The sequence below is a fragment of the Delftia sp. DT-2 genome (assembly GCF_028401915.1).
GTDB classification, from domain to species: Bacteria; Pseudomonadota; Gammaproteobacteria; order Burkholderiales; family Burkholderiaceae_C; genus Comamonas; species Comamonas tsuruhatensis.
The window spans coordinates 288,816-314,120 of record NZ_JAQOTI010000007.1 but is presented as its reverse complement, the minus strand read 5'-3'; the positions used below and the strand labels follow the sequence as shown (position 1 = coordinate 314,120).

Below are 25,305 nucleotides of genomic sequence, written 5' to 3'. Positions count from 1 at the left end.
ATGCGGGCTCATTCCCCGGCGCGCGCCGGCACCAGCACTTCGCGCTGCCCGCTGGCCGTGAGACCGCTGACCAGGCCCGCCTTTTCCATATCTTCCAGCAGGCGGGCCGAGCGGTTGTAACCAATCCTGAGCTTGCGCTGCACATACGAGATGCTGGCCTTGCGGTCCTTGAGCACCACTTCCACGGCCTGGTCGTACATGGGATCCTTCTCGCCGTTGCCACCGTCGCCGGACTCCGCGCCGAACTCGCTGTCGCCCTCGGCCGTGCCGCCTTCGAGCACACCCTCGATATAGTCGGCCTCGCCCTGCTCCTTGAGGTAGCCCACGACGCGGTGCACTTCCTCGTCGGACACAAAGGCGCCGTGCACGCGCACGGGCAGGCCCGTGCCGCTGGCCATGTAGAGCATGTCGCCCATGCCCAGCAGGGACTCGGCACCCATCTGGTCGAGCACGGTGCGGCTGTCGATCTTGCTGCTGACCTGGAAGGCGATGCGCGTGGGAATGTTGGCCTTGATCAGGCCGGTGATCACGTCCACGCTGGGGCGCTGGGTGGCCAGGATCAGGTGGATGCCGGCCGCGCGGGCCTTCTGGGCCAGGCGCGCGATCAGCTCCTCGATCTTCTTGCCGACCACCATCATCAGGTCGGCCAGCTCGTCGATGACGATGACGATGTGCGGCAGGCGCTGCAGCGGCTCGGGCTCCTCGGGCGTGAGGCTGAAGGGGTTGGGAATAGATTCCTCGCGCGCCTTGGCCTCGTCGATCTTGGTGTTGTAGCCCGCCAGATTGCGCACGCCCAGCTTGCTCATGAGCTTGTAGCGGCGCTCCATCTCGGCCACGCACCAGTTCAGGCCATTGGCGGCCTGCTTCATGTCGGTGACCACGGGGCACAGCAGGTGAGGAATGCCTTCGTAGACCGACATTTCCAGCATCTTGGGGTCGATCATCAGCAGGCGCACATCGCGGGCCTCGGCCTTGTACAGCAGCGACAGGATCATGGCGTTGATCCCCACCGACTTGCCCGAACCCGTGGTGCCGGCGACCAGCACGTGCGGCATCTTGGCCAGATCGGCCACCACCGGGTTGCCCACGATGTCCTTGCCCAGGCCCATGGTCAGCATGCTCTTGGCATCGTGGTAGACCTGCGAGCCCAGCACCTCGGACAGGCGGATGGACTGGCGCTTGGCATTGGGCAGCTCCAGTGCCATGAAGTTCTTGCCGGGGATCGTCTCGATCACGCGGATGGACACCAGGGACAGCGAGCGCGCCAGATCCTTGGCCAGGTTCACGATCTGCGAGCCCTTGACACCCGTGGCCGGTTCGATCTCGTAGCGCGTGATCACGGGGCCGGGCATGGCGGCCACCACATGCACTTCCACGCCAAAGTCCTTGAGGCGCTTTTCGATCAGCCGGCTGGTCATCTCCAGCGTCTCGGGCGAGACGCTTTCCTGGCGCTGCTGCGCCGCATCGAGCAGGTCCACCTGGGGCAGCTTGCTGTCGGGCAATTCGGAGAACAGCGGCTTCTGGCGCTCCTTGACCACGCGCACGCTGGGGGCCGCCGCCTCCTGCAGCACGGGCTCGATGATCTGCACGGGCTGCGGGTGCTGCACGGCGCTTTCCGTGCGCTCTTCCTGCAACACCTCTTCGCGCTCGCGCGCGGCACGGCGGCCTGCGGCCTCGTCCCGGGCCTTCTCGCGGCGCGCGAAGAGGAAATGCACCCATCCATCCAGGCGTGCGCCCATGGATTCGGCCAGATGCCCCCAGGAAAAGCGGAACACCATGGCCAGGCCGATCACGGCCACGCAGATGCCGATCAGGCCCGAACCCATGAAGCCCAGCCATTGCAGGCTGTGGTAGCCCAGCATGTAGCCAAAGACGCCGCCGGCAGGGCCTGGCAGCACGCTCTCGAAGCGGTACAGCCGCGTCCATTCCAGCGCGCAGCTTGCGCCCAGCAGCAGCAGCAGGCCACCCCAGAAACGCAGGCGCCGGCGCCACAGCGGCGGCAGTTGCACGCCATCGCGGGGCACGCCGCCCCGCAGCCAGCGGGCGAAGGAAGACATCCAGGTCTGCACCGAGGCCAGCACCAGCCACCAGACCGACATGCCGAAGCCGAAATAGCAGGCGTCGGCCAGCCAGGCTCCGACGCGGCCCATCCAGTTGGCGACCAGGCGCGCGTGTCCCGCCCCGGAGGTGGACCACGCTGGATCCTGGGGCGAGTAGCTGAGCATGGAGGCAAGCCAGAACACCAGGGCCAGCAGCCCCGCCAACAGCAGCATTTCATGACCGAAGCGCGCCACCATGCCGGGGCGCGCCGCAGACTTGGATTTGCCCTTGGCGGATGTGGAAGCGTTCAGAGCGTTCAATGAGTAGGTCATACGCAGGCGGGAGCTTACCCCAGCCCCCTCGGGCTGGCCGCAAAAACAGCCAGGACGGCCTGCTAGCGTAATGCAAGCACTTGCAACAGAACATGACGCCGCTGCATGACGGCGCCATGTCGATCATTTTTGACAATCCGGGCCATTGATCCGCATGGCAACGGGAACCCGGCTGCGGAGCGATACTCCATGGCTGTGCCCGATGTATCTTTTTTCTGCACGCCGACTGCCGGCGTGCGCCTTTTTCAAGAACTGCATCCATGTCTTCTACGCAACACGCCAAAGTCCTGATCCTCGGCTCCGGCCCTGCCGGCTACACGGCCGCCATCTACGCCGCGCGCGCCAACCTCAACCCGCTGCTGGTGACCGGCATGGCCCAAGGTGGCCAGCTGATGACGACGACGGAAGTGGACAACTGGCCTGCGGACGTGAACGGCGTACAGGGCCCCGAACTGATGCAGCGCTTCCTGGAGCACGCAGAGCGCTTCAAGACCCAGGTGGTGTTCGACCACATCCACAGCGTCGATTTCTCCAAGCGTCCGTTCACGCTGACCGGCGACTCGGGCACCTACACCTGCGACAGCCTGATCATTGCCACGGGCGCCTCGGCCAAGTACCTGGGCCTGCCCTCCGAAGAGGCCTTCATGGGCCGCGGCGTCTCGGGCTGCGCCACCTGCGACGGTTTCTTCTACCGCGAGCAGCCCGTGTGCGTGGTCGGCGGCGGCAACACCGCCGTCGAGGAAGCCCTGTACCTGTCCAACATCGCCAGCAAGGTCACCCTGGTGCACCGCCGCGACAAGTTCAAGGCCGAGCCCATCCTCGTGGACAAGCTCATGGACAAGGTCCGTGCCGGCAAGATCGAACTCAAGACCCACTTCGTGCTCGACGAGGTGCTGGGCGACCAGTCCGGCGTGACCGGCATCCGCATCAAGAGCACCCAGGATGGCCATGCCGAGGACATCCAGCTGCAGGGCTGCTTCATCGCCATCGGCCACGCGCCCAACACCGAGATCTTCAAGGGCCACCTGGAGATGGACGAGACCGGCTACATCATCACCCAGGGCGGCCTCAAGGGCTTCGCCACCCAGACCAGCGTGCCCGGCGTGTTCGCGGCCGGCGACGTGCAGGACCATGTCTACCGCCAGGCCATCACCAGCGCCGGCACGGGCTGCATGGCCGCGCTGGACGCCCAGCGCTTCCTCGAGCAGGAATAAGCGGGAGGCCATCCCGCCCGCCCTGCCCTCGTGCAGGGCGGCAAAAGCCCCTGGCTGCCGCCGTGATTGGCTGGCCCAGGGGCTTTTCTCATGAAGACGCTATAATCCGTGGCTTTGCTGAATTTGAAGCGCGCCTTGCTTGCATGGCCAGAACACTTTCAGCGATGGGGTTACCGCCACCCTTTATGGCGAGGTGAGGTTGCCGGCAGGCCCTGCAGCAAATGCAGGGCATCAGCGTCGGCGGCTGTACAACTATCGGAGTGTCCTCATGGCACGCGTATGTGAAGTAACGGGCAAGAAGCCCATGGTGGGAAACAACGTTTCCCACGCCAACAACAAGACCAAGCGTCGTTTCCTGCCCAACCTGCAATACCGCCGTTTCTGGGTTGAGAGCGAAAACCGTTGGGTGCGCCTGCGCGTTTCCAGCGCTGCTCTGCGCCTGATCGACAAGAACGGTATCGACTCCGTGCTCGCAGACCTGCGTGCCCGTGGCCAAGCCTAAATCCCTCAAGGAGAAACACCATGGCTGCTAAAGGCGGACGCGAAAAGATCAAGCTGGAATCCACTGCAGGAACCGGCCACTTCTACACCACGACCAAGAACAAGAAGACAATGCCCGAGAAGATGGCGATCATGAAGTTTGATCCCAAGGCTCGCAAGCACGTCACGTACAAGGAAATCAAGCTGAAGTAATTCAGCCTGTCCCTGGTACCGACAAAGAAACCGCCCGGCGCAAGCCCGGCGGTTTTTTTGCGTCCCTCACCCGTGGCGCGCGGGCTGGCCCAGCTGCGCGCAGGCCATGGCGCCGAGATCGCGGCAGGCCTGCTCGACCACGCCATCCACGGGCAGGGTGCAGCCCAGGCGCATGCAGTGCTCGTAGCGGCCCGAGTTGGAGAACATGCTGCCCGGCGCCGTGCGTATGCCGCGCGCCAGCGCCTGCGTGAACAGCGCGGACGTGGACACGCCAGCCGGAAGCTCCAGCCACAGGCTGAGCCCGCCGGGCGGCAGGCTCAGCCGCGTTCCCAACGGGAAAAAGCGCGCCACCAGCTGCGCCATGCCCTCGCGCTGGCGCCGCAGCTGCTGCTTCAGGCGCTGCAGATTGCGCAGATGCGCGGGCGAGCCCACGCAGGCGGCCGCCAGCAACTGGGCCAGGGTCTGGGTCCCCCGGCTGCGCGCGAACTTGAGCATCTGCACACGGCCATGCCACTGGCCGGCGTTCATCCAGCCCTGGCGCAGGCCTGGCGCCATGCTCTTGTTGAAGGCCTCGCAATAGATCACATGTCCCGGCAGGCGGTCCCAGGCCTTGATGGGGCGCACGGGCTGGCTGCTTTCCACGAACAGGCCGTAGGAGTCGTCCTCGATCAGCGCCACGCCGTGGGCGGCGCACAGCTCGACCAGTCTGGCCTTGTGTTCATCGGGAATGCGCGTGCCCAGCGGCATCTGCAGCTCGGGCACGACCACCACGGCCTTCAGCCGGGGCTGGGTCTGCAGGGCCAGCTCCAGTGCCTCGAGGGACAGGCCGGTGCGCGGGCTGCAGGGAATCTCCAGCGCCTGCATCTGCAGCGACTCCACCACCTGCAGCAGGCCGTAATAGGTCGGCGACTCCACGGCCACCACGTCGCCGGGCGAGGCCACGGCGGCCAGCGCCAGGCTCACGGCCTCGGAATTGCCCGTGGTCGCCAGCACATCGGCCGGTGCGACATGGATGCCCGCCGCCAGCGCGCGCCGCGCCATGGCCCGCTGGAAATCAGGGTGGCTGCCCATCATGGAACGCCCCAGCACCAACAGGTCGGGCTGCTCGCGCAGCAGCCGGGCAGCCGCCTGGTTCAGGTAGCCGCGATCGAACAGTTCCGGCGGCGGCGTGGCACCGCCCAGGTCCACCTGCACATCGGCCTGGCGGCCGCGCTCCAGCATGAGCGAGATGTGCTCATTGATGCCCGCAAAGTGCTGTTGTGGCAACGGCTGCACGGGCTGGCTCAGATCCGGTTCGCTGGCAGGCGCCAGCCCTGCAGGCCGGGCATCGCGAACGAAGTAGCCCACGCGCGGGCGGGCCTCGAGCTGGCCCAGATCCTCCAGATGCCGCAGCGTCTGCAGCGCCGTGGACAGGCTGACCTCGTGGCGGCGCATCAGTTCGCGCACGGAAGGCATGCGCTCGCCCGCCTTGAGCGTGCCCATCTCCATGGCCAGGCTGTAGTCGGCCGCCAGGCGGCGGTACAGGGTGGGGGCGGCGCTTGCGGCGGTCATGGGCAGGATGGAAAACGGCTGGGGATGGAAGTGCTTGACCGAGATCTTGTCTCAAAGCGCTGTTACGCAACAGATACAGATCATCAGGTCATGCAGCAGAACAGAACATGGACTGCCTGCACTGCTGCGGCGCAACAAACCATAGGCTGTGCCTGTGCCAAAGAGGGCCGAATGCCTACGCTTGGGGCCTGGAACTACAGGACACCGACCCATGCACAATGCCCACACCCGCTCTTTCGAACTGCGCCATCTCGCCCCCGGAAACGACCTGTATCTGTCCATGCAGGAGGGCTGCGAGCTGTTCTGCCGCCAGGGCAGCCTGGAAATCAGCGTCCCGCAGCAGGCCTGGGCCGATGCAGCGCCGGGGCTGACCCTCAGGCTGCAGCCGGGCCAGGGCTGGCGCGCAGGCGCGGACCTGCGGATAAGAGTCCGCTCCGTGTCCCAGGCCACGGCAGGTCTGGAACTGCAGCCGAACCCCGCAGCAAAAAGCCGCATCGCCTCCGAAGAGAAGATGCGGCCCCGGGAATGGACGCTTGCCGGCTGGCTTCGCAGCTTCAGGCGTGGGCAGCGCGCAGCTTGACCGAGAACTCCTTGAGCGCGGCAATGCCGCTGGCCTCGGCGCGATGGCACCAGGCCTGCAGATGGGCCGTCAGCTGCTCGCGCGACAGCGAGGTGTTGAGCCACAGCTGGCGCAGCTCCTCGCGCATGACCAGCATCTGGTCCAGCACGGGATGGGCGGCGCGCGCCTGGGCCAGCTGGTCCTGCGCCTGGGCGGGCACCTTGTCGGCATCGCGGTGCAGCCAGCGGCGCGCCGTCCTGAGCAAGGACAGGTCGGCCTGCTGCGCCTTGCGCTGCTTGAGCGCATCGAGTTCGAACTGCACGGCGGCACGCACGCCGCGCGCATAGCGAGCCATGACCTCGTAGCGGTTGGCGATCACGGCCTCCAGCGTCTTTTCGTCGGCCACAGGCTTGATGGCGCCCATGACCAGCCTGGGCGGCGTTTTCTTGACCTTGGCCCAGCCGACCGCCTGCATCGCCCGGATGTAGGCCCAGCCCACATCGAACTCATAGCGCTTGACCGAGAACTTGGCCGAGGTCGGATAGGTGTGGTGGTTGTTATGCAGTTCCTCACCGCCGATGACCAGGCCCCAGGGCACGAGGTTGGTGCTGGCGTCCTGGGCCTCGAAGTTGCGATAGCCCCAGAAATGGCCCAGGCCGTTGACCACGCCGGCAGCCCAGAACGGAATCCAGGCCATCTGCACGGCCCAGATGGTCAGTCCGATGGCGCCGAACAGCAGCACGTTGATGACCAGCATCAGAGAAGGACCCCAGATCGAATGCCGGCTGTAGAGATGGCGCTCGATCCAGTCGTCGGGCGTGCCGTGGCCGAACTTCCTGAGCGTCTCGGCGTTCTTGGCCTCTTCGCGGTACAGCTCCGCGCCCTGGCGCATCACGGTATCCAGCCCGCGCGTTTGCGGGCTGTGGGGATCGTCCTCGGTTTCGCACTTGGCGTGGTGCTTGCGGTGGATGGCCACCCACTCCTTGGTGACCATGCCCGTGCCCAACCACAACCAGAACCGGAAGAAATGCGAGGGCACCGGCCCCAGGTCCAGCGAACGATGGGCCTGGCAGCGGTGAAGGAAGATGGTGACGCCCGCAATCGTGACGTGGGTGGTGACCAGGGCATACAGCAGCAGCTGCCACCACGACAGCTGCCACAGGCCATGGGCCATCCAGTCCAGGGCAATATTCCAAACCGACGCGAAATCCACAGACATGACCCAAGCCTTTGCCAAAGCCGGCGCCCAGTGGCACCGATGCCTCAATTTTAGGCGAGCCCCCCGTGAAGGCGTTCGGCAATCTCCCGCGATTTACAGCTTATTGCGTCTGCAAGTTACGGCTTCCGGGTCCAAACGGCGGCGAAAAACCCGTCCGTCTCATGGCGCTGGGGCCACAGGCGCAGGTACTGCGTGCCGGTCTCGCCGCCGCTGCACAGCACATCGCCCCGCTCCACCTTGAGCTGGGCCAGAAGTTCTCCGGCATCCATGGCCACGAAGTCAGAGTGCTCCGATGCAAAGGCGTCGGCGATGGCTTCGTTTTCCTGGGGCAGGACCGAACAGGTGGCATAGACCAGGCGCCCGCCCGGCTTGACCAGCCGCGCAGCACTGGCCAGGATGGCCGCCTGCTTTTGCGTGAGCTCCTCAATGGCCTTGGCCGACTGGCGCCACTTGAGGTCGGGGTTGCGGCGCAGCGTGCCCAGGCCCGAGCAGGGCGCATCGACCAGCACGCGGTCGATCTTTCCGGCCAGGCGCTTGACGCGGTCGTCGCGCTCGTGGGCGATGGCCGCGGGGTGCACGTTCGACAGGCCCGAGCGCGCCAGGCGCGGCTTCAGGGCCTCGAGCCGGTGGCCCGAGACATCGAAGGCGTACAGACGCCCCGTGCTGCGCATCGAAGCACCAATGGCCAGGGTCTTGCCGCCTGCGCCTGCACAAAAATCGACCACCATTTCGCCGCGCTTGGCATCGAGCATCAGCGCCAGCAGTTGCGAGCCTTCGTCCTGCACCTCGATGGCACCGCGCGTGAAAGCGTCCATCCGGGCCAGCGCCGGCTTGCCCTGCACACGCAGGCCCCAGGGCGAGTAAGGCGTGGCTTCGGCGGCGATGCCGGCATCGGCCAGTTCCTTTTGCACATCGGCACGCTTGGCGTTCAGCGCATTGACGCGCAGATCCAGCGGCGCGGCCTGTTCCATGCTCTGGGCAAAGGCCCAGAAGTCATCGCCCAGTTGCTGCTGTAGCGGCGCGACCAGCCATTCGGGAAGGTTGTGGCGGTGCGGCTCCATCAGTTCGTCGGGACGCACGGCCTCGCAGGCGTCCAGCCATTGCAGCTCCTGCGGCGACAGCGCGGCGCGCACGAAGCTGCGTGCGTCCTTGACACCTTGCTCGGTCTTGCCAGCCACGCGGGCCAGTGCCTCCTGGCTGTGGGCAAAGCCCAAAATGGCCAGCCTGCGCTCACGCGAGCCGCTGCCAGAACGCGCCAGGCTCTCAAAAAGCAGCTTCTTGCGCAGCACGGTGTAGGCGGTCTCGGCCAGCGCAGCGCGCTCGCGCGGGCCCAGGTTGCGGTTTTCACGGAAAAAGCGTGACACCACGGCGTCGGCCGGGTGTTCGAAAGTCAGGGTGCGCTTGACCAGTTCGGCGCAGGCGTCGAGAAGCTGTTTGGGATGCATGGCCGCGATTGTCCCACTGCCTTGCAAATCCGAGAGGGGCGCAGGTCGGAACCCGGAGCAACGCCGGGCTGGCACGGCTACCATGGCGCCCCATGACCGATGACGACCTGCCCCCTCTGATTGCCACGCCCCCGGGCCTGTACCGCCACTACAAGGGCGCTCCCTACGAGGTGCTTGCCACCGTGCGCCACAGCGAAACGCGCGAGTCCATGACCCTGTACCGCGCGCTCTACGGCGAGCGCGGCCTGTGGGTGCGGCCGGCCGCCATGTTCAACGAAACCGTGGTCATCAACGGCGTGGAGCAGCCCCGCTTTGCACGCTGCCCCGAAGTGGAGCAGCAGGCCTTTCAGAGCGAAGGCCTGTGAGCAGACCCTAGCCCCGCATCAACTGCGCCACGGCGCGCGGGTAGATGATGTGCTCCTGCACCAGCACGCGCGCGGCCAGTGCCTGGGCCGTGTCGCCGGGCAGCACGGGCACCACGGCCTGCTCCAGGATGGGGCCCACATCCAGCTCGGCCGTCACGCGGTGCACGGTGCAGCCGGCGAAGCGGCAGCCTGCATCGATGGCCCGCTGGTGCGTGTGCAGGCCCGTGAAGGCGGGCAGCAGCGAGGGGTGGATGTTGATCATGCGACCTTCGTAATGCGCAACGAAGCCCGGCGTGAGGATGCGCATGAAGCCGGCAAGCACGACCAGCGCGGGCGCGTGCCGGTCGATCACCTGGGCCAGCTCGGCGTCGAAGGCCTCGCGACTGGGGAACGGGCGGTGGTCCAGCACCTCGGTGGCAATGCCCTGCTCGCGCGCGAAAACCAGGCCCGAAGCCTCGGCCTTGTTGCTGACCACGGCGGCCACGCGGGCGCCATAACGCCGCGCCCAGTCCTGTTGCTGCGAAGCACGCACAATGGCAGCCATGTTCGAGCCGCCGCCCGAGATCAGGATCACGATATTTTTCATGGGCGGCGATTGTCGCACCGCGGGCCGCGCGGCCTGCGCCAGCCCCGGCAAGGCCCATGGCCCTGCCGGGCCTTGTCACCTCTTGCCCTCAGACCCATGCCATTCGATCCCCGCTCCACCCCCTTGACCGCCGTCGAAGCCCGCGTGCTGGCCACCCTGATGGAGAAGGCGCGTACCGTGCCCGACAGCTACCCGCTCACGCTCAACGCACTGGTGACGGGCTGCAACCAGAAAAGCAGCCGCGATCCGGTGATGGAAGTCAGCGAGGGCGAAGCCCAGGAAGCGCTGGACAGCCTGCGCCTGCGCACCATGTCCGTGCAGATCAGCAGCGCACGCGCCACGCGCTGGGAACACAACTTCCCGCGCGGCGTGGGTGTGCCCGACCAGAGCGCCGTGCTGCTGTCCCTGCTGATGCTGCGCGGCCCGCAGACGGCTGGCGAGCTGCGCATCAACTCCGAGCGCTGGCACCGCTTTGCCGACATCTCCTCGGTCGAAGCCTTCCTGGAAGAGCTGCGCGAGCGCAGCGAGGAAAAAGGCGGCCCGCTGGTCGTCCTGCTGCCCCGCGCGCCCGGCGCACGCGAACAACGCTGGGCCCATCTGCTGTGCGGCCCCGTGGACGTGAACGCGATCGCCTCGGCCCCTGCGGCAGCAGGCGCACGCGGCGATGCCCTGGCCCAGCGCGTGGTCGATCTGGAAGCCCAGGTACGCCAGCTGCAGGCACGTCTGGCACATGTCTACGCCCAGCTGGGTCTGGAAGAACCCGATCAGCCTGCCTGATATCCGGCGGCCGTGAAGCCATCAGGGATTGCCATAGGTTGTCACGCCCTGGACAGTTCAAAAAAGAACGCGCGTGCTACAAAAGCCGGGATTGAAGGAGACACAGTCCATGGACCTGGCATTTACCCCTGAAGAACAGTCCTTTCGCGAGGAAGTCCGCGCCTGGGTGCGGGCCAACCTGCCCCAGGACATCGCGCACAAGGTGCGCCATTCGCTGCGCCTGACGCGCGACGACCTGCAGAACTGGGCCAAGATTCTTGGCAAGAAAGGCTGGCTGGGCTACGGCTGGCCCAAGCAGTTCGGCGGACCCGGCTGGAACGCCGTGCAAAAGCACCTGTTCGAGGAGGAATGTGCCCTGGCCTGCGCGCCGCGCATCATTCCCTTCGGCCCCGTGATGGTGGCGCCCGTGATCATGGCCTACGGCACGCCCGAGCAGCAGCAGCGCTTTCTGCCCGGCATTGCCAGCGGCGAAGTGTGGTGGAGCCAGGGCTACTCGGAGCCGGGCTCGGGCTCGGACCTGGCCAGCGTCAAGACCCGCGCCGAGCGCGTGGGCGACAAGTACATCGTCAACGGCCAGAAGACCTGGACCACGCTGGGCCAGTACGGCGAATGGATCTTCTGCCTGGTGCGCACCAGCAACGAGGGCAAGCCCCAGACCGGCATCAGCTTCCTGCTGGTGGACATGAAGAGCCCTGGCGTGACCGTGCGCCCGATCAAGCTGCTGGACGGCGAGTGCGAGGTCAACGAGGTCTTCTTCGACAATGTGGAAGTGCCGGCCGAGAACCTGATCGGCGAGGAGAACAAGGGCTGGACCTACGCCAAGCACCTGCTCAGCCACGAGCGTACCAACATCGCCGACGTGAACCGCGCCAAGCGCGAGCTGGAACGCCTCAAGCGCATCGCCAAGGCCGAAGGCGTCTATGAGGACCAGCGTTTCCGCGACGAGATCGCCAAGCTCGAAGTCGACGTGGTGGCGCTGGAGATGCTGGTGCTGCGCGTGCTGTCGGCCGAGAAATCGGGCAAGAACCCGCTGGACATCGCCGGCCTGCTCAAGATCAAGGGCAGTGAAATCCAGCAGCGCTACTCCGAGCTGATGATGCTGGCCGCAGGCCCCTTCAGCCTGCCCTTCATCGAAGAAGCCATGGAAGCCGGCTGGCAGGGCGACTTCCCCGGCGGCGTGGCGGACAACGCGCCGCTGGCGTCGACCTATTTCAACATGCGCAAGACGACGATCTACGGCGGCTCCAACGAGGTCCAGAGAAACATCGTCGCTCAGACGGTGCTGGGCTGATTTTGGCTGGAGTTTCGCTGACCCCAGAAGTGCGCCGGACGCGCTTCGATCAGCTTCGGGAGACAGAAAATGGACTTTGATTTTTCGGATGACCAGCAGCAACTGCGCGACGCGGTGCGCCGCTGGGTGGACAAGGGCTACACCTTCGAGCGCCGCCGCTCCATCGTCGAGGCGGGCGGCTTCTCGCGCGAGGCCTGGGGCGAGCTGGCCGAACTGGGCCTGACGGCACTGACCGTGCCCGAGGAGCACGGCGGCCTGGGCCAGAGCGCCACCGACGTGATGGTGGTGATGGAAGAGCTGGGCCGCGGCCTGGTGATGGAGCCGTTGGCACAGGCCTTCGTGGCATCCAGCGTGCTCGGCCAGCATGCCGACGCCACCGTGGCCGGCCAGTGGCTGCCGCGCGTGGCCAGCGGCGAGGCCCTGGTCGTGCTGGCACACCAGGAGCGCCAGGCCCGTTACCGGCTCGACGTCTGCGCGGCCACGGCCGGCAAGAGCGGCAGCGGCTACACGGTGGATGCCACCAAGAGCGTGGTGCCCGCAGGCGACGCGGCCGATGCCTTCCTGGTGCCGGCCCAGCTGGACGGCAAGATCGCCCTCTTCCTGGTGGAGCGCGGCGCCAGCGGCGTCAGCACCCAGGGCTACCGGACCCAGGATGGCAGCCGCGCCGCCGAGCTGCGCTGCCAGGCGGCCCCCGCCACGCTGGTGACGACCGATGGCCTGGCCGCCCTGACACTGGCCCAGGACGTGGCCAACGCCGCCCTGTGCGCCGAAGGCGTGGGCGCCATGGAGCAGACACTGAAGCTCACCACCGAGTACATGAACCAGCGCAAGCAGTTCAACACGGTGATCGCCAGCTTCCAGGCCCTGCGCCACCGCGTGGCGGACATGAAGATGCAGCTGGAGCTGGCCCGCTCCATGAGCTACTACGCCAGCCTCAAGATGAACACGCCCGAGGCGGAGCGCCACGTGGCCATCGCGCGCGCCAAGGTCCAGCTGGGCCAGTCGCTGCGCTATGTGGGCCAGCAGTCGGTGCAGCTGCACGGCGGCATCGGCGTGACCGACGAGTACGCAGGCAGCCACTACTTCAAGCGCCTGACGCAGATGGAGATGACGGGCGGGGACACGCTGCACCATCTGGGCATCGTGTCCGGGAAGATGCAGGACACGGCCGGCGTGTTTGCCTGAGCCTCGGGTCCCGCTTCAGACCACCAGGCCCCGCAGGAAACTGCGGGGCTTTTTCATGGGCTTTTCATGGGCCTTTGCTTTTTCCCATGCTTGCCCGCCGCCTCAGGTCAGCCTGTAGCCCTCGGGCCTGAGCGGCGCGGGCAGATCCGTCTCGCCCAGCGTGCGGCCCAGGCTGATCTCGATGGAGCGGCAGATGGTGTCCAGCGGCAGGTCGTTGCTCTCCAGGCCAAAGGGCTCTTCGAGTTCATCGCCAAGGGCGTCGAGCCCATAGAAGGTGTAGGCCACGATGGCCACGACGAAAGGCGTCATGAACCCGGTCGTGTCCACCAGGCCGAACGGCAGCAGAAAGCAGTACATATAGGCCGTGCGGTGCAGCAGCAGCGCATACGAGAACGGCATGGGCGTGTTGCGTATGCGCTCGCACGAGGCGGCAGCGGCCGTCATGCGTGTGAAGGTCTTGTCCATGGACGCGGCCAGGCAGGGTTCCATCTCGCCACGGCGCACACACTGCGCCAGGTCATGCCCCATGGACATCATCAGTGCGTCGCAGCGCTGCTCCAGCGGCAGGGCCTGGATTTGGCGCCATTCCCTGTCCACGAGCCAGCGGCCGGCTTCGGCATCGTCGTGCAGGCCCCGCAGCTGGGACCGCAGCGAATGCGCGAAGGCAACAGCCCGGTGCACCATGCGCACGCGCACGTCGCTGTCGCGGCGCCGGGGATCGGGCACCGTGTCCAGCGCAATCAGGCTCTGGCACTGGCGCGCCAGCGTGCGCGCGCAGATCACCATCTCTCCCCAGAGCTTGCGCCCTTCCCAGTAGCGGTCGTAGGCGGTGTTGTTGCGAAAGCCCAGGAAGATGGCCAGCGGCAGGCCGATCAGCGTGAAGGGGATGGGCGTCACCGTGATCTTCACGTCGAAGAGATTGCCGTGCACCAGGGTGATGATGGCGGCAAACACGATGTTCACGAGCAGCGTGACCTGGATGCGCTGGAGCACCGAGCCCCGCAAAATCAGAAACAGCCTGAGGCCGGCGGGGCGATCACGGACGATCATGGGGCGAATGATAGGTATAAACCCTTATTCGATCACATATTGAGCATGTCAATGGGCTGCGGCCATGCTCCGAACCAAAAAAAAGGCGCCCCGAAGGGCGCCCTGCGTCACGACCGGTTGCCGGTCACAGCGCGTTGAAGCGGCGGCGGCGCACCATGCCCCAGCCCATGATGCCCATCAAGCCGGACATCAGGATCAGGCCCCATTCGGAGAGGGTGGGGATGGAGGCGGGCGATACGGCCACGGCCACCGCGCGGGAAGCCGTGTTGTTGGCCGGGTTGGCATCTCCGGTCGCACCGGTGCTGCCCGTCAGTGCCACCGCCCCCACGGAGCTGGGCGTTCCGCTGACCGTGCAGGTCACGCTGGCGCCCGCAGGCACGGCATCCCCTGCGGACCAGGCTGCATTGGAGGGGCTGATGCGGCAAGCGCCCTGGCTGACGCCAGGCGGCAGTCCCGTGACTGCGCACGAGGTCCCTGCCGATGCATCGGCCGAGCCCTGGTTCTTGCAGACAAAACTGCCGCTGTAGGGCGTGCCGGCAGTGAACGCGGTCGGCAGGCCGCTCAGATCGACGCCCATGTCGGGCACTGCAACGGTGGACACATTCATGGTCGCGGTGTTGTTTGCCGCATTCGAATCATCCGTTGCGCCCGTGGTGCCCGTGACCGTGGACGAACCTGCGGCTGTGGGCGTACCGCTCACCTGGCAGGTGACCGTGGCTCCCACCGGCACCGCATTGCCCGCCACCCACGCGGCATTGCCGGGGCTGATGGAGCATGCGCCTTGCGTCACGCCAGCCGGCAGGCCGGTGACGGCGCAGGAGGTGCCGCTCACGGCGTTGGCCAGGCCCTGGTTGCTGCAGGTGAAGCTGCCGCTATAAGGAATGTTCAGCGGCGAGGTGGAGGGCAGTCCGCTCAGATTGATCTGCATGTCCGGCGTTGTGGTGACCGCGATGTTCGACGTGGCCGTGTTGTTGCCCGGGGTCAGATCGTTGTCGCCGCCCGTGGTCACCGTGACCGTCGAGCTGCCGCCTGGACCCGTCGGTGTGCCGGAGACCTGGCAGACCACCGTCTTGCCCGCAGGCACCACGGCGGGCTGCATCCAGGCCGCGCCGTCTATCGTGCATTGGCCTGCCGTCACGCCAGGGGGCAGACCGGAGGCATCGCAGATGGCCTGGCCTGCGCTGGCTGCACCATCGTTCTTGCAGGAGAAGCTGCCGGTGTAGGGGACGCCGACCACGGCGGTGGGCGGGAGTCCGGAGACATCAGGCACCATGTCGCTGCTCGCCGCGGGAGCCAGCAATTGGGTCTGCACCATGGCACCGAGCAGGGTCGAGGTCAGGTCGCCTCCGATGGTGTAGTTGCCGTTGTTGATCTGGTCTGACGGCGTGCCCGCAGGAACCTTCACGGTCATCGTGAACGTGCCCGACTGCCCGGGAGCCAGGGTCCCAAAGTCGCACTGTGCAGGATCTGAACTGCCCACGGCCGGGGCCGTGCAAGCGCCGCCGTCGCCGGCCAGCGACACGAACGTGGTCGGACTGATGCCCGCATCCGTGCCCACGGGCATGGCGGGCGTGACCTTCACGTTGTTCACCGGGGTGCTGCCGTTGTTCGTATAGGTATAGGTGTAGGTGATCTCCGTGCCGTCCGCCTTGGGCGCGCTGACAGGCCCGGACGCGCTGATCCACAGGGTCTTGGGCAGGGTCGTGCCGAAGTTGTCAACGTACAGATGGCCTGCGTGGCCACCGGCACTGCAGGCCGAGGCCACGGCCTGCAGCCTGACCTTGTCGCCTACCCGCAGGTAGGCATTGCCAGGAGCGACATCGTAGGCCTGGGGGTCGGTATAGTTCTGGATGGCACCGCCCTTGTCGGTAAAGGCCTTCCAGGGTGCTCCCGGCTCGCCGCCGTAGTGGTATTTGAAGAACAACTCCTGGGGTGAGCCCGTCAGATCCGTGGAGGTCTGGGCGTCATAGGTCTTGACCAGCGAGATGGCAAAGTAGGGGCGATCCTCGCCTCCGTGATTGCTGGCGTACTCAAGCACGGGCGCCGCGACAAATCGGATGTGGATCTTGCCGTCCTGGTCGATGTCATCTGCAGTCAGCGTCACTTCCTGGGTGATGGAACTTGCCGTATTGACCTGCTGGGTCCAGCCGGCGAGTCCCCCCGTGACCTTGCTGGACCGAGGTATCACGTTGCTGGCTGGGGTGGCGCTGTTCGCCTTGAGGTTGATGCGGGCAGAGTGGGAGCCTGCCAAAGTCAGTTTGAGGGCGGACTGGCCGGCGTCACCCCGGAACAGGACTTCGTCTGCAGCGCCTTCCGAGCCGCTGGCGATTTCGACCAGATGGGACTTGGTGCCAGGTGGCTGCAGGCGCAACTCGCTCAAGCGCTTCGGATTGGCCTGGGTGCCATTGTTGGTCCAGGCCTGGGGGGTCCAGCCAGTCAGGTCCCCTGCCTCGAAGTCCCCATTCAGAAATGCCGCCTGCGCAACTGCACTCACCATTGCCAGGGTGCCGGCTGCAACCAGACTTCTGGCCTGCCTCCAGGCCTTCATGCGCGGCCCTGTGGGCCGGATATGCAAACTCTGTCTCGCCATACCATTCCTCTCTTCATGTGTGTTTGATCACGGTTGAAAACTCCGACGGCCCACGCCGCCCGCCTGCGCACACCGCCAGCACCAAGCCGCCCAATCACGCGCACGCGCTTTTGCAGCAAAAAAATGGGCGAACGAATCCCTTCCGCATGCCCGGACGGCAGCGGTTCAAAAAGCTGAAATGGAGAAGAAAAAGGCGCCTAAGGCACGAACACCAGCCCTCGACCGAACACGGCCCTCACCGGCAGGGCCAGCCCGGAGATATCCAGGGTCTTGCGGCGAAGCCGCGTCAGCTGCGATTCAATGCGATGAAAACCGTCATCCACATCGGCATAGCCCATGGCCTCGATCAGGGTCTGCTTGGACACCATGGTCCCGGGGGTTGCCATCAGGCAGCCGAGCAATTCCAGCTCGCGGCTGGTCAGGGCAATGATCTGGTGGTTGGGTGCGACCATGCAGGCCGACAGGGGGTCAAGGCGCCAGGTCAGGAATGGGGCGGACGCCCTGCCCGGCTGACCGGTGTTGCGGCGAAGCTGGGAGCGGATGCCGGCCACCAGCTCGTTCATGTCGGTGGGCTTGACGAAGTACTGCAGCGCGCCGGCATTGAGGCCGGCAATGCGGCTGTCCAGATCGCCGCGTGCCGTGAGCACCACCACGGGGATCTCCTGCTCGGCCAGGCGCTTGACCAGGCTCAACCCGTCCTCGCCGGGCAGACCCAGGTCGACGACGACCAGATCTGCCTTTTCGCGCAGTAGCTTTATGTAGAAGTCTTCTGCAGAATCCGTGCCCCAGGCATGCAGGCCAGACTTTGTTAAAAATCGACACACATTGATACGAATATCCTCGTCGTCCTCTACGACGGCGACGGTGAACTCGATCGATGGCTCTAGTGTCTGCTGCATGATGTTTGCCTATTGGTGCGCGGATTTTCATTGGGGTGAACGTCCGCCGCCATGCACGAACACTCTCGAATGCTCACAGTTCAGAGAAACACACAAAAATTTACTTTTATTGCATGGATCACGGTATCGCTCGGGCTGCTCGCATTTTTCGTGCTGAGCCCGGCAACCATGTCTCCCCCTGACAAGGGACTGCGTCTGGGCAAGGACCTGCCGATGCAGGTGCTTGCCGATGCGGGCCGCAGCATGACCATTGAACAGGTCGCGGCCCTGCCCGATGATGCCTTCGAAACCCGGCGCACGCCTCTGAACGAGGGCTATACCCGCCAGCCTTACTGGGTGAGGGTTGCCATGCCTGCCCTCGCACCCGCCAGTGCGCTGGCCGGCAATGATCCGCTGTGGCTGGAGATCACGCCCACCTATCTGGACAGGGTCACGCTCTACCAGCAGGCGAATGGCCTGTGGCAGGCACGCGAAAGCGGTGACACGGTGCCCATGGCCCAGCGCATCCATGTGCGCCAGCTGGTGTTTCCACTGCGCGCCGGCCAGCCCTTTGTGCTGCGCATCGAGACCAGCAGCGCCATGCAGCTGTACGCCACGGTCTGGCGCAGCACGGGGCTGATGGCCTGGCTGTCCAGCGTGGAGTGGGCCTCGGGGGTGCACCAGGGCGTGAACCTGGTGCTGACCTTGCTGATCGCCGGCGCAGCCCTGGCCCTTCGCATGCGCAGCCTGATGGCCATGACGCTGCTGGCGTTCGTGGTTCTGACCCACAACGCCAATGTGCGCGGCTATGCCCAGCTGTGGCTGCCCGAGCCCTGGGCGCCGCATGCGGATATCTGGGTGAGCGTGGGCGTCTTCCTGCTGCCTGCCGCCTTTGCCTGGCAGGCACGCGAGACCTTGACGCGCGGCACGATCTGGCGTCGCATCGACCGCATGCTGGTGCTGCTGACCTTGGCGCCGCTGCTGGCCTTGCTCAGCATTCCCATGGGGCACTACACGCAATGGGCCTGGCTAGGAGTCAGCGTCCCCTGGATGGCCAGCATGCTGAGCGCTCTGGTGGCCTGGAAGAACCTGCTCCGCCAGGGCCCCAGCATCGTCAACCTGCTGGTGCTGATTCCCTACACGCTGCATGCGGTCATGGGCATCCACGTGGCTGCAGCGTTCACGGGGCTGGTGTCCTCCGACATCGAAGCCGGCATGTACTGGCAACTGGAATCGCTGCTGCTGTACATCCTCATCATCATTGCCGTGGGCGCCAGCCTGGTCGAGAAATTCCAGAACTCCATGGACAGGCAGGCGCAACTGGTGGAGTCGCTGGCCCGTTCCGAGCACGCGCTCGAAGGCCGGGTACGCACACGCACGGCCGAGCTGCTGCATGCACAGAACGCGCTGCAGGCCGCATTGCATGGCGAGCGCACCCTGCGGCTGGAGCAGCGCCAGTTCTTCAACATGGTCAACCATGAATTCCGCACGCCGCTGGCCGTGGTGGACAGCGCGGCCACGGAGCAGTTGACCTTTCCGTCCACCGACATCGACTCCCAACTGGAGCGGGCCGCCCAGATCCGGCGTGCCTGCAGGCGCCTCACGGCCCTGGTGGACAACTGCCTGGTCAGCGACCGCCTGGACGCGCCTGCGTTCCGGCTGCAGCTCGACCGGGTTCCGGTGACGGACCTGATCGACGATGCCGTACAGCTCGTGCACTGGTCGCGCCGCCATCATCTGAGGCTGGAGACTGCCGGCATCCCCGCCTCCTGGCAGTGCGATCCCACGCTGGTGCGCATCGCCCTGTCCAACCTCGTGGACAACGCCGTGAAATACGCCCAGGCCGGCGAAATCGCCGTGTGTGCCCGCCTGGACGGGCAGGGCCGGCTGGAGCTCACCGTCAGCGACGAGGGCCCTGGCCTGGCGCCCGAGTTGGCGCAGCGCATCTTCGAGCTGCACGAGCGCGGAGAGCGCTCGGACCAGACCCGAGGCTTCGGCCTGGGCCTGTGGGTGGCCCGGCGCGTGGCCCAGATGCATGGCGGCGATGTGCAGGTCACGCCAGCTGCGGGCGGAGGCACCTGCTTCATGCTGACGCTGCCCTGCAGCATTCCCGAAGACAGCGGCCTTGCCACAGCTGCAACACAGCCCGCCTCGCCATGCGTATCCTGAGCCTGCTGCGTGTCATGAACCGTCTGGCGCTGCCGGGCTGGCTGGTATTTTCGCTGGTGCTGGTGGTCTGCTTCATCCTCAGTCCGGCCTGGCAGTCCCTTCCAGCCAAGCGCCTGCAGCTGGGCACGGACCTGCCCATGCTGGCGCTTGTCGATGCGCAGGGCAGCCTCACCATCGACCAGGTGGCAGCCCTGCCCGATACGGACTTCACCGCGCTCGACACACCGCTGAACAAGGGCTACACGCGCGATGTGTATTGGCTCAAGGTGCAGGCTCCCTATATCGCGGCCGGGAAGATCGACCCCGAGCATGACCCTCTGTGGCTGGAGATCCTGCCCAGCTACCTGGACCAGGTCGCGCTGTACCAGTACATGGACGGCGCCTGGCGCATGCGCAGCAGCGGCGATACGGCAACCGGCGAACCACGGGTCCATGTGCGCCAGCTCGTGTTTCCGCTGCACACGGACCAGCCCTTCATCCTGCGCGTGCAGACCTCAAGCCCCATGCAGCTGGACGCCACGATCTGGCGCAGCAGCGGTCTGATGACGCAGTTCTCGGCCGTGGAATGGGCATCGGGCATCCACCAGGGCATCAACCTCATGCTGGCCCTGCTGATCATCGGGGCAGCCCTGGCCTTGCGGTTGCGCAAACTTGCCGCCATGGCCGTGGCAGCCATCGCCGTACTGATACACGGCGCCAGCGACCGGGGCTACCTGCAGATCTGGCTGCCCGACCATCTGGCGCACTGGGGCCATCTGTGCGTCAGCCTTGGCACCCTGATGCTTCCCGCCGCCCTGGCCTGGCAGATGCGCGAGCTGCTGACCCGCGACACACGCTGGCGGCGCATGGACCGGGCCCTGGTCGCCCTGGGAATCATCCCGTTGCTGTGCCTGCCAAGCATACCGCTCGGCCGCTACCAGGACTGGGCCTGGATAGGGGTCGGCGCGCCCTGGGCCATCAGCGCGCTGTTTGCGGTGGTCGCATGGAGCAATCTGCTGCGCGATCGTGCCAGCCTGGTCCATGTGCTGATGGTCGTTCCCAGCACCATGTACGGGCTCATGGGACTGTATGTGACGGCAGCCTATGTGGGCCTTGCCAGCCTGCCCACCATAGAGACCAGCGTTTTCTGGCAGCTCAACACCTTGCTGGTCAACATCGTGATCACCGTGGCCGTCGGCGCCAGCCTGATCCAGAAATTCCGGGACTCCATGGCACGCCAGGCACAACTGCTCGAATCCCTGGCCAAATCCGAGCATGCGCTGGAAGAGCGCGTGCGGCTGCGCACGGCCGAGCTGCTGCGGGCGCAGAACGCGCTGCAAGCGGCGCTGCACAGCGAACGCACGCTGCGACTGGAGCAGCGGCAGTTCTTCAACATGGTCAACCATGAGTTCCGCACGCCGCTGGCCGTGGTGGACAGTGCCGCCACCGAGCAACTTTCCTTTCCCTCCCCCGACATCGACTCCCAGCTCGAACGCGCCGCCCAGATCCGGCGCGCCTGCAGACGCCTCACGGCCCTGGTGGACAACTGCCTGATCAGCGACCGCCTGGACGCTCCCGCCTTCAGGCTGCAGTTGCACCGCGCTCCCGTCATGGAGCTGGTCGATGATGCCGCGCAGCTCGTGCACTGGTCTCGCCGCCACCGTCTGCGCCTGGACAGCGCGCAGGCGCCCGCCATCTGGGAGTGCGACTCCACGCTCATCCGCATCGCACTGTCCAACCTCGTGGACAACGCCGTGAAGTACGCCAAGGCCGGAGAAATCACCGTGCGTGCGCGCACCGACGACCGTGGTCAGCTGGAACTCACCGTCAGCGATCAGGGCCCAGGCCTGGCGCCCGAGCTGGCGCTGCGCATATTCGAGCGCTTCGAGCGCGGCCACCGCTCCGACCAGGCCCGCGGCTTCGGCCTGGGCCTGTGGGTCGCCCGGCGCATTGCGCGACTGCATGGCGGCGACATACAGGCGGCACCTTCACCGGAGGGCGGCACGAGCTTCACGCTCACGCTGCCGCCGCATCCCGCTGCCGCTGCGCAGTTCAAAACCTTGCAGACAGCAGCTTGAAACAAGGCGCCCTGGAGAATCCACGATAATGAAAAGTTAGCCACTGGCGCAATCCCTGTTTGGAACGCGTGCTCCAAGCCACCTCCGGCCCATGCGCCCGCGCACACCTATTTTTCTGTCCATGAGCGTTATCTCTACCCCCGTCGACATCAATCGCAAGCATCTGGAAGCGGCCCGCCAACAGATTGAGCAAGGCAATCTGAAGAAAGCCGCACAGACCCTGAACAAGGCCCAGCGCCAGATGCCGAACGACGCACGCGTCTTCATGTTGGCGGCGCTGATGGCGGAGAAAGCCGGCAATCACGCCAAAGCCGAAGAGACATTCGAACGCTGCCTCGAACTGGCGCCCATGTGGGGACCAGGCCTGCTGGAAACCGCGCTCTATCGGGCTCGTCGCAGCCAATTCGATTCTGCTCTGGAACTGGCTGAGAAAGTGGCGCGCATCGAGCCTGGAAATCCGCAGGTACTGGCAGGCGTGGTGGACATCGCCCACCGCGCCGGTCATACCGCAATGGCCGTGGAGCACCTGCGCAGAGGCTTGGAGCTATTTCCCGGCGACACCATGCTGCGCCAGTATCTGGCCAACGATCTGAGCAGCCTGCAGCAACACGCCGAGGCAGGGCAGATCTGGGACGCCCTGGTACAGGAGCAGCCCGAGCAGCCGTCACTGCGCATTGGCCGAATCAAGGCCTGCATCGCACGCGGCGAGCCTGCTGCGGCACTGCCTGACATCCGCATGCTGCAGGAACGATCCCCCGAGGATGCCACGCTGATCTACTACGCAGCCCTGGCCCGGGGCGACACCCCGGCCCACCAGCCTGTTGAGATGCACAGGCCCTTGTTCGACGGAATGGCCGAGCAATACGATATGCACATGGTGCGTGGCCTCGGCTACCAGCTGCCCAAACGCGTCGCAGAACAGTTGGTCGCGCGCAATCCAGAAAAGGACTTTAACCTGCTGGACCTGGGCTGTGGCACAGGCCTGCTGGGTGTCTGTCTGGGCTCCATGCAGGGCTTCCTGATCGGCGTGGACAGTTCCGTGAAAATGATCGAACAGGCGGCACGGCATGGCATCTATGACCGTTTCCACAACGTGAGCCTGCTGGATGCCCTGCGCGACACTCCGGACAGCGAGTATGACGTGATCACCTGCCTCGATGTACTGATCTACGTTGGCGATGCAGCTACGGTCATCCCCAATGCGGCGCGCATTCTGAAGACGGGTGGCGAATTCATCTTCTCCTGCGAAACTGCGCCAGAAGACGGCCCCGACCTGGTGCTGCAAAACAGCCAACGCTACGCCCACAAGCGCAGCCATATCGAAGCACTGTGCAAGCAAGCGGGCTTCAGCGTATCGACCGAGGAACTGGTGCTGCGGCAGGAAGGCGGGCAACCGGTTCAGGGCTTCGTCGTGACCGCAACCAAGACCGCTGCCTGACAGTTCTCATCAAGCCCACGCCACCTCGTGCGTGGGCGCACCACCGTCCCCGACAAGGCTATCGCGCGCCCAGCGCGAGCTTCTGGGCACGTGCAGCAGCAGAAACTCCATCTGGTCCGCCAGAATCCGCCGGTTGCGCAGGATGAAGTCTTCCCAAAGGCTGGGTACATAGGGCGTGTAGAGCAGGGGCATGCGCGCCTGTTCAGGCGTGCGGGCGCCCTTGCGGTGGTTGCAGGAACGGCAGGCAGTCACCAGATTCATCCAGTGATGGCCGCCACCTGCGGAGATGGGCACGATGTGTTCGCGCGTGAGGTCGTTTTCGTGGAAGACCCGGCCGCAGTAGGCACAGATGCAGCGGTCGCGTGCGAACAGCTTGCCGTTGGTCAGGCCCGGCTGCAGGCTGTGCGGATTGATGGAGGGCGCACCGCGCGTGCCGATGATGCTGTTGATGTGGATGACCGACTGGCAGCCCGTGACGGCATTGTGGCCACCGCGGAAACAGGCGACTTCCCCGCCGGACTCCCAGCGCACATCGTCCGCCGCGTAATGCAGCGCCGCCTGCTCCAGCGTAATCCAGGATTGGGGCAGCCCTTGGGCCGACAGCTTCAAGACCTTCACGACACGCCTCCTCTGACACCAAGGTGAACGGGAATGCAGCCAGTGCACAGGGCCTGCAAGGCAGGCCTTATCGAGGCAATATACTCTGTTTCCGTGTCGGATTGACAGCCTGCGCTGGCTGCGCGCGTGCCAGCCGCTATTGAAAACAAAGCGTCCCATGAAGATTTTTCGAGGCTTCAACCATCCAGGGCGAGAACCGGCCTGCGCCGTCACCATCGGCAATTTCGATGGTGTTCACCGGGGTCACCAGGCCATGCTGGCCCTGCTGTCGGCTGAAGCTGCCCAGCGTGGCGTGCCCACCTGCGTGCTGACCTTCGAGCCCCATCCGCGCGACTACTTCGCCCAGGCCCTGGGCCGGCCCGAGATCGCGCCGGCGCGCATAGGCACGCTGCGCGACAAGCTGTCGGAGCTGCAGCGCTGCGGCGTGGACCAGACCGTGGTGCTGCCCTTCAACCGGGCGCTGGCCAGCCAGGCGCCCCAGGCCTTCATCGATGAGGTGCTGGTGGCCGGCCTGGGCGCGAAATACGTGCTGGTCGGCGACGATTTCCGCTTCGGCGCCCAGCGCGCGGGCGACTACGCCATGCTGGACGCGGCAGGCCAGCGCCAGGGCTTTGACGTGGCCCGCATGAACAGCTACGAAGTGCATGGCCTGCGCGTGTCCAGCACCCATGTGCGCTGCGCCCTGGCCGAGGGGCGCATGCAGGATGCGGCGCGGCTGCTGGGTCATCCCTACACCATCTCCGGCCATGTGGTCCACGGGCGCAAGCTGGGCCGCAGCCTGGCCGAAAGCCGCCAGGGCGCGGGCGACGGCTTTCGAACGCTGAACCTGCGCTTCAACCATTGGAAGCCCGCGGCCAGCGGCATCTTCGCGGTACTGGTCCACGGACTGCATGAGCGTCCTCTGCGCGGCGTGGCCAACCTCGGTGTGCGCCCTTCCCTGGACCCGACGGATGTCAACGGCGGGCGCGTCCTGCTGGAAACCCACTGCCTCGATTGGCCCGGCGCGCCGGGTGGCGAAGAGGCCTACGGTAAAATCATCCGTGTGGAACTTCTGCACAAACTGCACGACGAGCTGAAGTACGACAGTCTCGACGCCCTCACCGCCGGCATCGCCAAGGACTGCGATGACGCGCGCGCGTTCTTCGCCACCATCCACACACCCATCTACACCGAGACCCGTCGCCAGACCACGCGCGACCGAATTTGACGATCTCCGTCACCTGCCCGGGCGCGGGTGCGCACCAGGCT

At 65.8% G+C, this 25,305-nt stretch carries 21 protein-coding genes; 12 read left to right on the top strand and 9 right to left on the bottom strand.

All coding sequences use genetic code 11. The features are described 5' to 3' along the window. Positions 1-8: 8 nt before the first annotated feature. Complete coding sequence (locus PO605_RS14820; protein WP_016445764.1) at positions 9-2,372, bottom strand: DNA translocase FtsK; 2,364 nt, start codon at positions 2,370-2,372, stop codon at positions 9-11. A gap of 260 nt (positions 2,373-2,632) precedes the next feature. On the opposite strand from PO605_RS14820, the gene trxB reads away from it, so the two are divergent. The 3 genes from trxB (at position 2,633) to rpmG (ending at position 4,279) form a co-directional block, all read left to right on the top strand. Then, complete coding sequence (gene trxB, locus PO605_RS14815; RefSeq protein WP_016445763.1) at positions 2,633-3,586, top strand: thioredoxin-disulfide reductase; 954 nt, start codon at positions 2,633-2,635, stop codon at positions 3,584-3,586. Positions 3,587-3,854: 268 nt separating this feature from the next. Continuing rightward, positions 3,855-4,088, top strand: a complete 234-nt coding sequence (rpmB, locus tag PO605_RS14810) for a 50S ribosomal protein L28 (RefSeq protein ID WP_012207163.1) — start codon at positions 3,855-3,857, stop codon at positions 4,086-4,088. Positions 4,089-4,108: 20 nt separating this feature from the next. Then, positions 4,109-4,279: a 50S ribosomal protein L33 gene (gene rpmG, locus PO605_RS14805; protein ID WP_012207164.1), complete on the top strand. Its 171-nt coding sequence runs from the start codon at positions 4,109-4,111 to the stop codon at positions 4,277-4,279. A gap of 66 nt (positions 4,280-4,345) precedes the next feature. Here the strand turns inward: rpmG and PO605_RS14800 are convergent, their stop codons facing one another. Next, a complete protein-coding gene (locus tag PO605_RS14800; protein WP_016451100.1) occupies positions 4,346-5,830 on the bottom strand; it encodes an aminotransferase-like domain-containing protein in 1,485 nt (494 codons plus the stop codon). 211 nt (positions 5,831-6,041) lie between these two features. Here PO605_RS14800 and PO605_RS14795 point away from each other — a divergent pair, with 211 nt between their 5' ends. After that, complete coding sequence (locus PO605_RS14795) at positions 6,042-6,410, top strand: hypothetical protein (RefSeq protein ID WP_016445761.1); 369 nt, start codon at positions 6,042-6,044, stop codon at positions 6,408-6,410. Here PO605_RS14795 and PO605_RS14790 read toward each other — a convergent pair. Both PO605_RS14790 and PO605_RS14785 read right to left on the bottom strand, forming a co-directional pair. Further along, entirely contained in the window at positions 6,385-7,608 is a 1,224-nt protein-coding gene (locus PO605_RS14790; RefSeq protein ID WP_016451099.1) for a DesA family fatty acid desaturase, read from the bottom strand. The two genes, PO605_RS14795 and PO605_RS14790, sit on opposite strands and share 26 nt — an antisense overlap. A 116-nt stretch (positions 7,609-7,724) precedes the next feature. Then, positions 7,725-9,053 (bottom strand): RsmB/NOP family class I SAM-dependent RNA methyltransferase, encoded by a 1,329-nt coding sequence (locus PO605_RS14785; protein ID WP_047472756.1) that lies wholly within the window; start codon positions 9,051-9,053, stop codon positions 7,725-7,727. Positions 9,054-9,145: 92 nt separating this feature from the next. Between PO605_RS14785 and PO605_RS14780 the strand changes: the two genes are divergently transcribed. Then, positions 9,146-9,418 (top strand): DUF1653 domain-containing protein, encoded by a 273-nt coding sequence (locus tag PO605_RS14780; protein ID WP_016445758.1) that lies wholly within the window; start codon positions 9,146-9,148, stop codon positions 9,416-9,418. Between the two features lie 7 nt (positions 9,419-9,425). Here PO605_RS14780 and purN read toward each other — a convergent pair whose 3' ends face one another. Beyond that, complete coding sequence (purN, locus tag PO605_RS14775) at positions 9,426-10,004, bottom strand: phosphoribosylglycinamide formyltransferase (RefSeq protein WP_016445757.1); 579 nt, start codon at positions 10,002-10,004, stop codon at positions 9,426-9,428. 96 nt (positions 10,005-10,100) lie between these two features. On the opposite strand from purN, the gene PO605_RS14770 reads away from it, so the two are divergent. The 3 genes from PO605_RS14770 to PO605_RS14760 all read left to right on the top strand — a co-directional run bounded on the left by PO605_RS14770 (position 10,101) and on the right by PO605_RS14760 (position 13,257). Further along, positions 10,101-10,781 carry a YceH family protein gene (locus tag PO605_RS14770; protein WP_016445756.1) on the top strand — a complete coding sequence of 227 codons (681 nt, stop codon included), beginning with the start codon at positions 10,101-10,103 and terminating at the stop codon, positions 10,779-10,781. Between the two features lie 109 nt (positions 10,782-10,890). Continuing rightward, the gene (locus tag PO605_RS14765; RefSeq protein WP_017405188.1) at positions 10,891-12,072 is read left to right on the top strand and encodes an acyl-CoA dehydrogenase family protein; all 1,182 of its coding nucleotides are present in this window, start codon (positions 10,891-10,893) and stop codon (positions 12,070-12,072) included. 69 nt (positions 12,073-12,141) lie between these two features. After that, positions 12,142-13,257 (top strand): acyl-CoA dehydrogenase family protein, encoded by a 1,116-nt coding sequence (locus PO605_RS14760; protein WP_047472758.1) that lies wholly within the window; start codon positions 12,142-12,144, stop codon positions 13,255-13,257. 102 nt (positions 13,258-13,359) lie between these two features. On the opposite strand, the gene PO605_RS14755 is transcribed toward PO605_RS14760, so the two are convergent. The 3 genes from PO605_RS14755 to PO605_RS14745 all read right to left on the bottom strand — a co-directional run bounded on the left by PO605_RS14755 (position 13,360) and on the right by PO605_RS14745 (position 17,796). Continuing rightward, positions 13,360-14,307, bottom strand: coding sequence for a bestrophin family protein (locus PO605_RS14755; RefSeq protein WP_016445753.1), 948 nt, complete (start codon positions 14,305-14,307; stop codon positions 13,360-13,362). A 124-nt stretch (positions 14,308-14,431) separates the two neighbouring features. Further along, positions 14,432-16,687: an IPTL-CTERM sorting domain-containing protein gene (locus PO605_RS14750; protein ID WP_231574455.1), complete on the bottom strand. Its 2,256-nt coding sequence runs from the start codon at positions 16,685-16,687 to the stop codon at positions 14,432-14,434. A 407-nt stretch (positions 16,688-17,094) separates the two neighbouring features. After that, a complete protein-coding gene (locus tag PO605_RS14745; RefSeq protein WP_016445751.1) occupies positions 17,095-17,796 on the bottom strand; it encodes a response regulator transcription factor in 702 nt (233 codons plus the stop codon). Between the two features lie 168 nt (positions 17,797-17,964). On the opposite strand from PO605_RS14745, the gene PO605_RS14740 reads away from it, so the two are divergent. The 3 genes from PO605_RS14740 (at position 17,965) to PO605_RS14730 (ending at position 23,439) form a co-directional block, all read left to right on the top strand. Beyond that, positions 17,965-19,944, top strand: a complete 1,980-nt coding sequence (locus PO605_RS14740) for a sensor histidine kinase (protein WP_047472761.1) — start codon at positions 17,965-17,967, stop codon at positions 19,942-19,944. Next, complete coding sequence (locus PO605_RS14735) at positions 19,932-22,001, top strand: sensor histidine kinase (protein ID WP_047472762.1); 2,070 nt, start codon at positions 19,932-19,934, stop codon at positions 21,999-22,001. Before PO605_RS14740 ends, PO605_RS14735 begins: the two co-directional genes overlap by 13 nt. Positions 22,002-22,092: 91 nt before the next feature. Then, positions 22,093-23,439, top strand: coding sequence for a methyltransferase domain-containing protein (locus tag PO605_RS14730; RefSeq protein WP_047472763.1), 1,347 nt, complete (start codon positions 22,093-22,095; stop codon positions 23,437-23,439). A 9-nt stretch (positions 23,440-23,448) separates the two neighbouring features. On the opposite strand, the gene PO605_RS14725 is transcribed toward PO605_RS14730, so the two are convergent. Then, on the bottom strand, positions 23,449-24,057 hold the full coding sequence (locus PO605_RS14725; RefSeq protein ID WP_016445747.1) for an HNH endonuclease: 609 nt from the start codon (positions 24,055-24,057) through the stop codon (positions 23,449-23,451). A 157-nt stretch (positions 24,058-24,214) separates the two neighbouring features. On the opposite strand from PO605_RS14725, the gene PO605_RS14720 reads away from it, so the two are divergent. Further along, entirely contained in the window at positions 24,215-25,264 is a 1,050-nt protein-coding gene (locus PO605_RS14720) for a bifunctional riboflavin kinase/FAD synthetase (RefSeq protein ID WP_034399628.1), read from the top strand. Positions 25,265-25,305 lie beyond the last annotated feature (41 nt).